Genomic DNA, 13,376 nt, shown 5'->3' on the forward strand with positions numbered 1-13,376 from the left:
TATTCCGAGCGCGCCCCGTCAACTGGCCTGTACGCCCGCGAAGTTCATGCCAGCAGCGGCAGTGCGGGGAACTCGTACCCCTCCCAGATGCGCCGCGACGCCTCCTCCGGATACGCGGTGACCGTCGGCTCCACGTCCAGCACCTGCACCAGCCGGCGCTCGGCGTCGTACGCCGGCCAGCCCGGGTCGCCCGTCCTCGCGAACGTGGTCCAGGAGGTGCGGAAGCGGGAGGCCAGCGCCTCGGCCTCCGGGCCGGGTTCCCCGTCCGCGAACAGCAGGGAGCCGAGGTCCGCCGTGAACGTGCCGAACACGAGCGGGATGTCGAGACCGTGGCAGGCGCGCAGGACGCCTCCGCCGCCCGGCGCCGACCAGGTCAGTTCGTACGCGTACGCACGGCCGCCCCCGGCCGCCTGCGCCTCGGCCAGGTGCAGGGTGGGCATGCGGAAGAGCCAGTCGGACTGGATCCGTTCGTACAGCTCGTCGGGCGTGGCGTCGGGGAACGCGGCGCGGTAGGCGGCCTCGCCGTCGGGGCCCGGAGCGAACAGGCGCAGGGCTCCCGTCACCTGCTCGTCGGTGATCCGGCCGAGCATGCCGCCGAGGACCAGGAAGAGCTGGTACTCCTCCCGGTTGTGCCCGGTGACCAGCTCGACGTCCCGGCCCGCGCCGTCCGCCAGCGCCCGCCAGGGTGTGGTGGGCAGCACCTCGCCGTCGACGACCGGCGAGAAGGGGGTCACCGTCGGCGCGACCTGTCCCCAGCGGTCCTGGTGCTGGAGCATCTTCGCGCTCAGCGCCTGGCCCGCGTCGGTCAGTCGGCGCGGGTCCACGGCGGACAGGTCGGCGGCCGTGGGGCGCAGGCCCGCCTCCGCGGCGATGGCGGTCGCAAGGTCACGGGCCAGTTCGTCGGAGAAGTACGTGCCCGGCACGCTCTGGGCGATCGCCCGCCGGAACAGGCCGGCCGCGCGGGGCATGGCCAGCAGCGCGGCGACGGAGCCGGCGCCCGCCGACTCGCCGAAGACGGTGACCTGCTCCGGGTCGCCGCCGAATGCCTCGATGTTGTCCCGCACCCACTCCAGGGCCGCGACCTGGTCCAGCAGACCGCGGTTGGCGGGGGCGCCCTCGATGCGGGCGAAGCCCTCGATGCCGACGCGGTAGTTGAAGGTGACGACGACGAGGTCGCCGTCGCGGGCGATGTGCCGGGCGTCGTAGCCGGGGCTGCCCGCGTGGCCGAGTTTGTAGGCGCCGCCGTAGATCCACACCATCACGGGGCGGCGGGCGGCCGGATCCGGGTCGGGTGTCCAGACGTTGGCGGTCAGCCAGTCGTCGCCGACGGACGCGTCCAGGACGCCGGTACGGCCCAGGAAGGCCGTCTCCTGCGGGGGCGGCGGGCCGAAGGCGTACGCCTCCCGCGTGCCGTCCCACGCGCGCACCGGGCGGGGCGCCTGGAAGCGCCGCTCCCCCACCGGCGGCTCGGCGAACGGTATGCCGCGGAACACCGCGAGACCGTCCTCCCGGCGCCCGCGCACCGCGCCGGCCGCGGTGCGCACCACGGGCCCGGTCTCGTCGTCGGCGCTCGGCGTGCGGGATTCGGCTGTCGTCATCGTGTGACCTCCAACTTGTCGCCTCTACGGCCCCTCGTCCGGGTGCCGGTGGAACACGTGGTGCACGGACGGCCGGGCGGCCGACAGCCCGCTGGAGCGGGGCCGCGACCGCCCGACCTGACGATCAGTCGGACTCTACGCCTTGGTTTCGGAGACCTCCGCGTGCCCGGCCGGACCGTCGGCTGCGGGCGGTGTCTGCCCGGCGGCCGGACGCCGGCGCGGGATGAAGGAGGCGACGGCGAAGGCGAGGAGCGCGGCACCGGCCCCGATGGCCAGGACGGTGCGGAAGCCCTCCTGGGAGGGCAGGGTGACGGGCCCGAGGGTCTTGGTCATGTTGGCGAGGATCACGCCGGCGACCTGCCGGCGCCACCGGCCTGACCGGTGGCGCCGCCCCTGTACGCCCCGACGCATTGAGTCCGTTGCGCCAACGTCTGCCGGTCTTCGGGTTGATCCCGACGATCCGACATGCCTCTTTGTTGTTGAACCCCTGCTCCACGAGCCGGAAGTATGCAGCTCGCTCAGCAGAGAGAGGCTTGTGTCCCTGGCTGACTGCCCGGTCCCTGATCTTGAAGTCCATCGCACCCCTGAGCTGGGGTGTTGCGACGACCACTAGAACAGAAGCGAAGGGCGAAGGGCCGTACTTCACGTTCCGTCAGTACAGGGTCTTCAGCGCCGCCGCGTCGTAGGCGCCCAGTTCGTCGAAGCGGCCCTGAAGGACCTTCTTCGCCCACTCCGGGTCCTGGAGCAGCGCCCGGCCCACCGCCACCAGGTCGAACTCCTCCGACTCCAGCCGGTCCAGGAGGTTGTCGAGGGTCCTGACCGGGGCGCCCTCGCCCTGGAACACGCGGAGGAAGTCGCCGTCCAGGCCCACCGAACCCACCGTGATCGTCGGCCTGCCGGTGAGCTTCTTCGTCCAGCCCGCGAGGTTGAGGTCGGAACCGTCGAACTCGGGCAGCCAGTAGCGCCGCGTGGAGGCGTGGAAGGCGTCCACGCCCGCCGCCGCGAGCGGGGTGAGGATCGCCTCCAGCTCCTCGGGGGTCTCCGCGAGCCGGGCGGTGTAGTCCTGCTGCTTCCACTGCGAGTAGCGGAAGATCACGGGGAAGTCGGGGGACACCCGCTCGCGGACCGCCGCGACGATCTCGGCCGCGAACTTGGTGCGGGACACGGGGTCGCCGCCGTACGCGTCCGTGCGGCGGTTGGTGCCCGCCCAGAGGAACTGGTCGACGAGGTAGCCGTGGGCGCCGTGGATCTCCACGCCGTCGAAGCCGATGCGCTCGGCGTCCGCGGCGGCCTGGGCGAACGCGTCGATGACGTCGTCCAGGTCCTGCTGGGTCATCGCCTTGCCGGTCGGCTCGGCGCCCGCGGTGACGAGGCCGGACGGTCCGACGGCGGGGGCGTCCGGGAAGGGGTTCTGCCCCTGCTCGCGGACCATGCCGATGTGCCACAGCTGGGGCACGATGGTGCCGCCCGCCGCGTGCACGTCCTCGGCGACCTTCGCCCATCCCGCAAGCTGCTCCTCGCCGTGGAACCGGGGCACGCGCGAGCTGTTGCCGGCCGACTCGTGGCCGACGTAGGTGCCCTCGGTGACGATCAGCCCGACGCCGGCGGCGGCGCGGCGCGCGTAGTAGGAGCGCACGTCCTCGCCGGGGATGCCGCCCGGGGAGAACATGCGGGTCATCGGCGCCATCACGATCCGGTTCGGGACGGTGAGGCCACCCAGCGCGATCGGACGGGACAGGATCTGGGCCGCGCGGGAGGCGGGAGTGGTGACGGTCACGGGAGGGGCTCCTCGGGATCACTGTGTTAACCGACTGGTATGTGCGCGCGCATTGTTGCAGCTTCTGAAGCAACCGCCTATGCGCTGCCCCACATTCCCCGCCGGGCGGGACGCCCGCGTGATCCCGGACACGCCGAGGGCGGCACCCCCTGCCAGAGACAGGGAGTGCCGCCCTCGTACGGAAGGACTGGTACCGATCCTCGGAAGGATCAGAAGTCCATGTCACCGCCCGGCATGCCGCCACCGGCGGGCGCGGCGGCCTTCTCCGGCTTGTCGGCGATGACGGCCTCGGTGGTGAGGAACAGCGCGGCGATGGAGGCGGCGTTCTGCAGCGCGGAACGGGTCACCTTCGCCGGGTCGATGATGCCCTCGGCGATCATGTCCACGTACTCACCGGTCGCGGCGTTCAGGCCGTGGCCCGGGGTGAGGTTGCGGACCTTCTCCACCACGACGCCGCCCTCGAGGCCGGCGTTGACGGCGATCTGGGTCAGCGGGGCGGTCAGGGCCTTGCGGACGATCTCGGCGCCGACGGCCTCGTCACCGTCGAGGTCCAGCTTCTCGAAGGAGTTCTGCGCCGCCTGGACCAGGGCCACGCCACCACCGGCGACGATGCCCTCCTCGACGGCCGCCTTCGCGTTGCGGACGGCGTCCTCGATGCGGTGCTTGCGCTCCTTGAGCTCCACCTCGGTGGCGGCACCGGCCTTGATGACGGCCACGCCGCCGGCGAGCTTCGCCAGGCGCTCCTGCAGCTTCTCGCGGTCGTAGTCGGAGTCGCTGTTCTCGATCTCGGCGCGGATCTGGTTGACGCGGCCCGAGACCTGGTCGGCCGAGCCGGCACCGTCGACGATGGTGGTCTCGTCCTTGGTGATGACGACCTTGCGGGCGCGGCCCAGGAGGTCCAGGGTCGCGTTCTCCAGCTTGAGGCCGACCTCCTCGGAGATGACCTCGCCGCCCGTGAGGATGGCGATGTCGCCGAGCATGGCCTTGCGGCGGTCGCCGAAGCCCGGGGCCTTGACGGCGACGGACTTGAAGGTGCCGCGGATCTTGTTGACGACCAGGGTCGACAGGGCCTCGCCCTCGACGTCCTCGGCGATGATCAGCAGCGGCTTGCCCGACTGCATGACCTTCTCCAGCAGCGGGAGCAGGTCCTTGACCGAGGAGATCTTGGAGTTGGCGATCAGGATGTACGGGTCGTCGAGGACGGCCTCCATACGCTCCATGTCGGTGGCGAAGTACGCCGAGATGTAGCCCTTGTCGAAGCGCATGCCCTCGGTGAGCTCCAGCTCCAGACCGAAGGTCTGCGACTCCTCGACGGTGATGACGCCTTCCTTGCCGACCTTGTCCATGGCCTCGGCGATCAGCTCGCCGATCTGGGTGTCGGCGGCGGAGATGGAGGCCGTGGAGGCGATCTGCTCCTTGGTCTCGACGTCCTTGGCCTGCTCGAGCAGGGCGGCGGAGACGGCCTCGACGGCCTTCTCGATGCCGCGCTTCAGGCCCATCGGGTTGGCACCGGCGGCCACGTTGCGCAGGCCCTCGCGGACCAGCGCCTGGGCGAGCACGGTCGCGGTGGTCGTACCGTCACCGGCGACGTCGTCCGTCTTCTTGGCGACTTCCTTGACCAGCTCGGCGCCGATCTTCTCGTACGGGTCCTCGAGCTCGATCTCCTTGGCGATGGAGACACCGTCGTTGGTGATCGTGGGGGCGCCCCACTTCTTCTCGAGGACGACGTTGCGGCCCTTGGGGCCGAGGGTCACCTTGACGGCGTCCGCGAGCTGGTTCATGCCGCGCTCGAGGCCGCGCCGCGCCTCCTCGTCGAACGCGATGATCTTGGCCATGTGAAGTGGTCCCTCCAGGACTGGGGGTGATTACTTCGGACCGCGCCCGCGCCCGCGACGGACGGCCCCGGCCGGAGGTTCCTTGCCCCACCCGGCCCGCGGCCTCACCGACCCGGTCCTTCTGTTGTCACTCTCACCTTCAGAGTGCTAACGCCAATGATTAGCACTCGCCCCTGCCGAGTGCAAGCGGCGTCCAAGGGATACAGAGGTGAACGCTCCGGTGCGCCCCCCGGAGGGGCCGGTGGCCGGGCACGACCGAGGGGCCCTAACCCCGGGCACGACCGAGGGGCCCGCACCCCGGGCACGACCGAGGGGCCGTACCCCGGACACGACCGAGGGGCTCGTACCCCGGACGGGATACGAGCCCCTCGACACGTCGAACAGTTCAGTCGTCGGCGCGTTGTATCAGGCGGTCACGCGGACCATGTCCGCCTGCGGGCCCTTCTGACCCTGCGAGATCTCGAACTCGACCCGCTGGCCCTCTTCAAGGGTGCGGTAGCCGTCCATCTGGATCGCGCTGTAGTGGACGAAGACGTCCGCACCACCGTCGACCGCGATGAAGCCGTACCCCTTCTCCGCGTTGAACCACTTGACGGTGCCCTGAGCCATGCCTAACTCCCCTATTACTGGCCCTTGCACAGATCCACACTTCGCGGATCCGGGTCAGACCTCACCCCCCAACGGTTGGGGGCGTGCGCCGGAACGCGTCGACCGCGGCTGAATGTATCTGTCCAACTGCCGTCTGCAACAGGTCAATCGGACGAGAATTCGGGGTCCGACCGGTCGGGAATGTACGGAGAATTCACCCGAATTCAGGGCAAGTCGGGCCGGACAAAGGGAATGAATGGCGCAAAAGCCCTGCACACTTTGGCTACTTCTTGTCGGGCGCGCGGCAGGTGATCGCGGACCCGGAAGGGGAGTCCGGGAGCGCGTTCCCCAACTGTACCCCGCTCAACCATGCAGAATTGCCCCCTCCGTTTCTCTCACGGAGAGGGCAATTCGATGAACTCTCGGTTATCTGCGTTACCGAGGGTAATGATCGCGCGTCCGACGGACCGTCAGCCGCCCGCGACCGCCGGGATGATGGAGACGCCCGCACCGTCCGGGGTGGCCGTCTCGAGGCCCTGCTCGAAGCGGACGTCGTCGTCGTTCACGTACACGTTGACGAAGCGGCGCAGCTTGCCCTGGTCGTCCAGGACGCGTGCGGCGATGCCGGTGTGGTTCTTCTCCAGGTCGGCGATGACCTCGGCGAGGGTCGCGCCCTCGGCGGCGACCTCGGCCCGGCCGCCCGTGTAGGTGCGCAGAATGGTGGGGATGCGGACGGTGACGCTCATCGGGGGATGACCTCCGGTCGGGGTACGGCTGGTGGGTTGTGGCGGGCGGAGGTCAGACGAGACCGGCCTCGCGGAAGGACTCGAGGGTAGGACGGATCGTCGCGGTCAGCCCTGTGTCGGCCACCGCGTCCAGCGTCTTCAGACCGTCCCCGGTGTTGAGGACGACCGTCGTCTTCGCCGGGTCGAGGACGCCGTTCTCGATCAGCTTGCGCGTGACGCCGACGGTCACGCCACCCGCCGTCTCGGCGAAGATGCCCTCGGTGCGCGCCAGCAGCTTGATGGCGTCGACGATCTGCTCGTCCGTCACGTCCTCCACGGCGCCACCCGTGCGGCGGGCGATGTCCAGGACGTACGGGCCGTCGGCCGGGTTGCCGATCGCCAGCGACTTGGCGATCGTGTTCGGCTTCTGCGGCCGCACGACGTCGTGGCCCGCCTTGTACGCCGTCGACACCGGCGAGCAGCCCTCGGCCTGCGCGCCGAAGATCTTGTACGGCTTGTCCTCGACGAGCCCGAGCTTGATCAGCTCCTGCAGACCCTTGTCGATCTTCGTCAGCTGCGAACCGGAGGCGATCGGCACCACGATCTGGTCCGGCAGCTCCCAGCCGAGCTGCTCGGCGATCTCGTACGCCAGGGTCTTGGAGCCCTCCGCGTAGTACGGCCGCAGGTTGACGTTGACGAAGCCCCAGCCCTCGCCCGCCGGGTCGCCGATCAGCTCGGAGCAGAAGCGGTTCACGTCGTCGTAGTTGCCCTCGATGCCGACGAGCTCGCCGCCGTAGATCGCGGCCATGACGACCTTGCCCTGCTCCAGGTCGTGCGGGATGAACACGCAGGAGCGGAAGCCGGCGCGGGCCGCCGCGGCGCCGACCGCGCCCGCGAGGTTGCCGGTGGAGGAGCAGGACAGGGTGGTGAAGCCGAAGACGCGTGCCGCCTCCAGCGCCTGGGCGACCACGCGGTCCTTGAAGGAGTGCGTCGGGTTACCGGAGTCGTCCTTCACATACAACCCGCCGGTGACTCCCAGCTCGCGCGCCAGGTTGTCGGCCTTGACGAGCTTGGTCCAGCCCGGGTTGAGGTTCGGCTTGTCGGCGACGTCCGCCGGGACCGGCAGCAGCGGCGCATAGCGCCAGATGTTCGCGGGGCCCGCCTCGATGCGCTTCCGCAGCTCCTCGGTGTCGTAGCCCGAGAAGTCGTAGGCGACCTCCAGCGGGCCGAAACACTCCTCGCAGGCGAAGACCGGGCCGAGCGGCACCCGGTGGCCGCACTCGCGGCAGGACAGGGCCGCGGCGGGGCCGAGGTTCACGGAGTCGGTGGTGCTTGCAACTGTCTGCACAGCCATGTCAGGCGAGGCCCTTTCTCCTCATCTTCCCCACGACGCATCTCGCCGTGAGACGGAATTGGCACCTTCCCTAGCCGGGAGCCTCGCCTGCGAAGACGAGAGCCGACTGGAGGGTTGCCGGGGCTTCACCGGGCCGTGTCCCTCTGCCCCTCTGGATGAGCTGTATGCGGTTGTTTCGCCGGTGCGGGCCGGGGGTGGACCCCGACATGCGATGGTCACCGGCGTTGTTCAAGACTGTAACCGACGGCCGGGAGAGTTGAGATAGTCGTCCGAACCGCGAGATGGATCACAAGAGAGACAGCAAGACCGTCCCCGACTCACCCCCCGCCCCGTACGAACGTGAGGAGCCGCAGACTGTGCTGGAAGAAGTCGAGCGCTGGCTGAGCACCCGCTCCTGGTCCGTCACCGATCGCCCGCTCCACCAGATCATGGCCGCCAAACGAGCCTCGGGCTCCTCGGTCAGCGTCGTGCTGCCCGCGCTCAACGAGGAGGAGACGGTCGGCGAGATCGTCTCCGTCATCCGCCACGACCTCGTGCGGCAGGTCCCGCTGGTCGACGAGATCGTCGTCGTCGACTCCGGTTCCACCGACCGCACGTCCCAGGTCGCCGCCGCGGCCGGCGCGAGGGTGGTGCACCGCGACACGATCCTGCCGCGCATACCGGCCGTGCCCGGCAAGGGCGAGGTGCTGTGGCGCTCCCTGCTCGTCACCGGCGGGGACATCGTCTGCTTCGTGGACGCGGACCTGAAGGAGTTCTCGTCGGACTTCGTGACCGGGATCGTGGGCCCACTGCTCACCGACCCGGACGTGGACCTGGTGAAGGCGATGTACGACCGGCCGCTCGGCACTGAGTCGGATTCGCCCGCCTCCGGCAGGACCGCGGGACAGGGCGGCCGCGTCACGGAACTGATGGCGCGCCCGCTGCTGAACATGCACTGGCCGCAGCTCGCCGGATTCGTCCAGCCGCTCGGCGGCGAGTACGCGGCCCGCCGCTCCCTGCTGGAACGGCTCCCCTTCCCCGTCGGGTACGGCGTCGAGCTGGGCATGCTGGTGGACGCGCTGCACCTGGTGGGCCTGGACGCGCTGGCCCAGGTGGACGTCGGTGTGCGCAAGCACCGCCACCAGGACGGCCAGGCGCTCGGCCGCATGGCCGCCGCGATCTACCGCACGGCCCAGCTCCGCCTGGCCCGCGGCCATCTGGTCCGCCCGGTCCTCACGCAGTTCGAACGGGTCGAGGGCGGCTTCGAGCCCCGCACGTACGCGGTGGACGTGGAGGAGAGGCCGCCGATGGCGGAGATCGCGGAGTACATGGAACGAAAGGTGGCCTGAACCATGCTCTGCCGGGCGCCGGACGTGACGGACACGGTTCCGCATACGGCCGAACCGTACGTTTGAGCGTTTTCGGCTCGGGCTAGGTTTCGTGGCATGGCTTCCACGCAGCATGCGCACGGCGCCCGCATCCTCGTCGCATCCAACCGCGGCCCCGTCTCGTACGCGCTGGACGACTCCGGGCGGCTCACCGCCAAACGCGGCGGGGGCGGCCTGGTGTCCGGCCTGTCGGCGATCGGCCCCGACGCGGACGCGGTCTGGGTGTGCGCGGCCCTGAACGACGGTGACCGCGAGGCAGTACGCCGCACGGGTGGCGCACTCGATCCGGCCGACACCGGCGGGCGGCGGGTCCGGATGCTCGACATCGACGCGACGGTGTTCTCCGAGGCGTACAACGGCATCGCGAACTCGGTGCTGTGGTTCGTCCACCACATGCTGTACCAGACTCCGCTGGAGCCGGTCTTCGGCAGGGAGTTCCGGCACGCGTGGTCGTCGTACGAGGCCTACAACCGCGCGTTCGCCGAGGCGCTGGCCGAGGAGGCGGCCGAGGGGGCGGCGGTCGTGGTGCAGGACTACCACCTGGCGCTGGTCCCGGGGATGCTGCGGCAGTTGCGGCCGGATGTGCGGATCGGTCACTTCTCGCACACGCCGTGGGCACCGGTGGACTACTTCCGGATGCTGCCCGACGACATCGCGGAGCAGGTGCTGCGCGGCATGCTGGGCGCCGACCGGCTCGGCTTCCTCACCCAGCGGTGGGCGGACGCCTTCGCCGGCTGCTGCGAGGCGCTCGTCGGCGGGCTGGGGAACACCCGGATCGGGGTGCACGGCCTGGGCGCGGACGCGGACTTCCTGCGCGAGCGGGCGCACCGGCCGGATGTGGACGAACGGATGGCGATCCTGCGGGAGCAGATCGGCACCGGGCCCGACGGCCGCCCCCGCAAGGTGATCGTGCGGGTGGACCGGACGGAGTTGTCGAAGAACATCGTGCGGGGTCTGCTGGCGTACGAGGAGCTGCTGGAGTCCCGTCCGGAGTGGCGCGAACGGGTGGTCCACGTGGCGTTCGCGTACCCGTCCCGCCAGGACCTGACCGTCTACCGGGAGTACACGGCGGAGGTCCAGCGGGTGGCCGCGGAGATCAACGAGAGGTACGGGACGCCGGGCTGGACCCCGGTCGAGATGCACGTCAAGGACGACTTCGCGCGCTCTCTCGCCGCGTACCGGCTCGCCGACGTGGCCCTGGTGAACCCCATCCGGGACGGCATGAACCTCGTCGCCAAGGAGGTTCCGGTGCTGTCGGACCAGGGGTGTGCGCTGGTGCTGTCGCGGGAGGCCGGGGCGTACGAGGAGCTGGGCGACGACGCGGTGACGGTCAATCCGTACGACATCCGGGGCACGGCGGAGGCTTTGCACGAGGCGTTGTCGATGCCGGTGGGTGAGCGGGCGGAGCGCTCGAAGCGGCTTGCTGCGCAGGCTACGGCGCTTCCGCCGGCACGGTGGTTCTTGGATCAGCTGGCTGCGCTGGAGGTGTGAGGGCGGTTTTTCGCGTGCGGGCCGTCTTTGGCTGCTCGCTCCTCCAAGTTCTCGGCTTCCTTCGAACGGGGGGGGACCCCCATCGCGGCGGAGCCGCATGTCGACACAGCACCGCGCCCCTGTCGGGGCGCGTTCACCTCAGCCTCTCCGCCAATGACCCCAGTAGCTGTACGACCCCCTGCGGGCCGTCGACCACCAGGTCCGCCCTCTTCGCGAGTTCCGTGACCTCGTCGCTGCCGCTGCAGACCAGGAGGCCGGGGACGCCGTCGGAGCGGAGTTTGGCCACGGCGGCGAAGGCGGGGAGATCGCCGAGGTCGTCACCGGCGTACATGACCGATTCGGCACCGGTCTCACGGACGTACTCCGACAGGGCCACTCCCTTGTCCATGCCCGGCGGGCGCAGTTCCAGGACCATACGGCCGGGTTCGACGATCAGGCCGTGGCGGGCGGCGAGGTCGGCGAGGGGGCCGCGCAGGGCTTCGAAGGCGGCCTGCGGGTCCTCGGCGCGGCGGGTGTGGACGGCGACGGCGCGGCCCTTCTCCTCGATCCAGGTGCCGCGCCAGGCGCCGATCTCGTCGAGGTAGCCGGGGAGTTCGGCGCGGACGGCGGCGACTCCGGGGTGGGGGGCCGGGGCGGTGACGGTGCCGGTGCGGGCGTCCCAGCGTTCGGCGCCGTAGTGGCCGAGGACGACGAGGTGGTCGAGCCCGGGGACGCCCGCGAAGCCGCCGTGGCGGACGGCGACGCCGGCGGGGCGGCCGGTGACGACGGCGACGGAGGCGACCTTCGGGGCGATGGCCGCGAGGGCGGGGACCGCGTCGGGATGGGCGCGGGCCTGGTCGGGGTCGGGGACGATCGGGGCGAGCGTCCCGTCGAAGTCGAAGGCGAGGACGGCCCGCTCGGGCCGGGCGAGGATGGCGTCGAGACCGTCACGCCCGGCCGGGGTGGCGGGCGTCGGCAAGGAGTCCGTGTGGCTGCCCATGGGTCCGACCCTATCGGCGTGCGGCCGGGCGCACCCACGGGGTCACGGGGGCGCGCCCGGCGCGTCGTGCGGCCACGCGCTCAGCGTTCCGCGCGGCGTGCCTCGCGGATGCGGCGGAGGCGGTTGACGGTGACCGGGGCGTGGGCCAGGGCCCTGGGGTCGTCGAGGAGGGCGTTGAGCAGCTGGTAGTAGCGGACGGGGGCGAGATGGAGCTGCTCCCGTATGGCCCGCTCCTTGGCCCCAGGCCCGGAGAAACCGCGGCCCTCCAGGGCCAGGATGGCCTTCTCTCTGGGGTTCAGGTCGTCCATGGGGGAACGGTAACCGGTGGGTCCGACACGCTCCCCCGCGTGCCTGCCGTCAGCGGGCCGCGCTGTCCGCTGTGACGGCCGCCCGTTGCAGCTGGCCAAGGATCGCCGCCGGGCTGCCGTCCGGGCCGACCGCCTTGCCTATCCGGTTCTTGATGTCCGCGCTGACCGACGCCCACGAGGTCTTGCCGACGGGGTACAACTCGGCGCTCGGCAGCTCCTGGAGGAACGGCTCCAGGTCCTGGTCCTGGGACGAGCGCGCCATGGCGTCCTGCGCGGAGTTCGTCACCGGCAGCAGGTCGTACTCCCGGGAGAAGGACAGCACGTTCTTCTCGCTGTACACGTAGTCGAGGAACTCACGGATCTGGTCCTTGTGGCCGCCCTGCTGGAACGCCGTCATCCAGTCCGCCACGCCCATGGTCGACTTCGCCCGGCCGTTGATCCCGGGCATCGGCACCATGCCGAACTTCACACCCTTCTCGCGCGCCGTCTTCATCAGGGACGGGTGGCCGTTCAGCATGCCCACCTCGCCGCGCGTGAACGCGGCGAAGGCGTCGGCGCGGTTCAGCTTCCCCGGTGCCACCGGACCCGTCAGCCCCTTGCCCACCAGGTTGTCCTTCAGCCAGGTGAAGGTGGCCACGTTCTGCGCGGAGTCGAGGTCGTAGCCGCCGAAGCCGTTCAGGTAGCCGGCGCCCCCGCTGAGCAGCCACTGCATCGTCTCCGCCTGCGCCTCCTCGGGGCCCAGCGGCAGCGCGTACGGGTACTTCACCCCCCTGGCCTTGAGCAGCTGCGCGTCCGTCGCCAGGTCGCTCCAGCTCTGCGGCGGGGTGGTGACGCCGGCCTCGGAGAACAGCGTCTTGTTGTAGAAGAGGATCCGCGTGGAGGCGGCGAACGGCATGCCGTACTGGGTCCGGTTCACCTTGCCTGCGTCACTCAGCTCCGAGGCGAAGTCCGCCTGCACGGGGATCGAGAGGACGTCGTCGGCCGGGTACAGCTTGCCCGCCGCCGCGTAGTCCGCGTAGGCCCCGATCTGCGCCATGTCCGGGGCGTCGCCCCTGGCGACCATCTCCTTGACCTTGCGGTCCACGTCGTTCCAGGAGTAGACGCTGACCTCGACCTTGATTCCGGAGTGCTCCGCCTCGAAGTCCTCGACCAGCTGGTCCCAGTACTTCTTGGAGCTGTTCGCCGACGAGTCCCCGTAGTCCGCGGCCACCAGCCGCAGGGTGACGCCCCCCGAACCCACCGCACCCGCGCAGCTCGCCAGGGCTCCGGTCATGCCGAGGGCGGACACCGCCGCGATCAGACCCCTGCCCCATGTCGTCCTGCGCGTTCCGCGTCGCTGCACTTGCTCTAACCC

12 protein-coding genes, 1 pseudogene and 1 riboswitch are annotated in these 13,376 nt (G+C 70.6%); of the genes and pseudogenes, 2 read left to right on the forward strand and 11 right to left on the reverse strand.

Annotated elements, in window-relative coordinates; all coding sequences use genetic code 11:
• Positions 1-44: 44 nt before the first annotated feature.
• From SY2F82_RS22465 to thrC, 8 genes and pseudogenes are all read right to left on the reverse strand, one after another.
• Entirely contained in the window at positions 45-1,598 is a 1,554-nt protein-coding gene (locus tag SY2F82_RS22465; RefSeq protein ID WP_200420948.1) for a carboxylesterase/lipase family protein, read from the reverse strand.
• Between the two features lie 135 nt (positions 1,599-1,733).
• Positions 1,734-1,931 carry a hypothetical protein gene (locus tag SY2F82_RS22470; protein WP_374707197.1) on the reverse strand — a complete coding sequence of 66 codons (198 nt, stop codon included), beginning with the start codon at positions 1,929-1,931 and terminating at the stop codon, positions 1,734-1,736.
• Positions 1,932-2,001: 70 nt separating this feature from the next.
• Positions 2,002-2,175, reverse strand: a pseudogene (locus tag SY2F82_RS39060) (helix-turn-helix domain-containing protein); the annotation flags it as partial.
• Positions 2,176-2,250: 75 nt separating this feature from the next.
• Positions 2,251-3,375, reverse strand: coding sequence for an NADH:flavin oxidoreductase (locus SY2F82_RS22475; RefSeq protein WP_200420949.1), 1,125 nt, complete (start codon positions 3,373-3,375; stop codon positions 2,251-2,253).
• Positions 3,376-3,584: 209 nt separating this feature from the next.
• Positions 3,585-5,210: a chaperonin GroEL gene (groL, locus tag SY2F82_RS22480; protein WP_200420950.1), complete on the reverse strand. Its 1,626-nt coding sequence runs from the start codon at positions 5,208-5,210 to the stop codon at positions 3,585-3,587.
• Positions 5,211-5,615: 405 nt separating this feature from the next.
• Positions 5,616-5,819 (reverse strand): cold-shock protein, encoded by a 204-nt coding sequence (locus tag SY2F82_RS22485; RefSeq protein WP_004986573.1) that lies wholly within the window; start codon positions 5,817-5,819, stop codon positions 5,616-5,618.
• Between the two features lie 449 nt (positions 5,820-6,268).
• Positions 6,269-6,544, reverse strand: a complete 276-nt coding sequence (locus SY2F82_RS22490) for a MoaD/ThiS family protein (protein WP_200420951.1) — start codon at positions 6,542-6,544, stop codon at positions 6,269-6,271.
• A 52-nt stretch (positions 6,545-6,596) separates the two neighbouring features.
• Positions 6,597-7,877: a threonine synthase gene (thrC, locus tag SY2F82_RS22495; RefSeq protein WP_200420952.1), complete on the reverse strand. Its 1,281-nt coding sequence runs from the start codon at positions 7,875-7,877 to the stop codon at positions 6,597-6,599.
• Between the two features lie 18 nt (positions 7,878-7,895).
• Positions 7,896-8,039, reverse strand: a riboswitch (SAM riboswitch).
• Between the two features lie 194 nt (positions 8,040-8,233).
• Here thrC and SY2F82_RS22500 point away from each other — a divergent pair.
• Together SY2F82_RS22500 and SY2F82_RS22505 are read left to right on the forward strand one after the other, a co-directional pair.
• Positions 8,234-9,205, forward strand: a complete 972-nt coding sequence (locus SY2F82_RS22500) for a glucosyl-3-phosphoglycerate synthase (protein WP_200421097.1) — start codon at positions 8,234-8,236, stop codon at positions 9,203-9,205.
• A gap of 96 nt (positions 9,206-9,301) precedes the next feature.
• Positions 9,302-10,735, forward strand: a complete 1,434-nt coding sequence (locus SY2F82_RS22505) for a trehalose-6-phosphate synthase (RefSeq protein ID WP_200420953.1) — start codon at positions 9,302-9,304, stop codon at positions 10,733-10,735.
• Between the two features lie 133 nt (positions 10,736-10,868).
• Here the strand turns inward: SY2F82_RS22505 and otsB are convergent, their stop codons facing one another.
• The 3 genes from otsB to SY2F82_RS22520 all read right to left on the reverse strand — a co-directional run bounded on the left by otsB (position 10,869) and on the right by SY2F82_RS22520 (position 13,364).
• A complete protein-coding gene (gene otsB / locus SY2F82_RS22510) occupies positions 10,869-11,714 on the reverse strand; it encodes a trehalose-phosphatase (protein WP_200420954.1) in 846 nt (281 codons plus the stop codon).
• 80 nt (positions 11,715-11,794) lie between these two features.
• Complete coding sequence (locus SY2F82_RS22515) at positions 11,795-12,022, reverse strand: DUF3263 domain-containing protein (protein ID WP_103839790.1); 228 nt, start codon at positions 12,020-12,022, stop codon at positions 11,795-11,797.
• Between the two features lie 49 nt (positions 12,023-12,071).
• Positions 12,072-13,364 carry an extracellular solute-binding protein gene (locus SY2F82_RS22520; RefSeq protein ID WP_374707196.1) on the reverse strand — a complete coding sequence of 431 codons (1,293 nt, stop codon included), beginning with the start codon at positions 13,362-13,364 and terminating at the stop codon, positions 12,072-12,074.
• Positions 13,365-13,376: the final 12 nt, after the last annotated feature.

Source organism: Streptomyces sp. Y2F8-2 (assembly GCF_014905555.1).
Lineage (GTDB): Bacteria > Actinomycetota > Actinomycetes > Streptomycetales > Streptomycetaceae > Streptomyces > Streptomyces cynarae.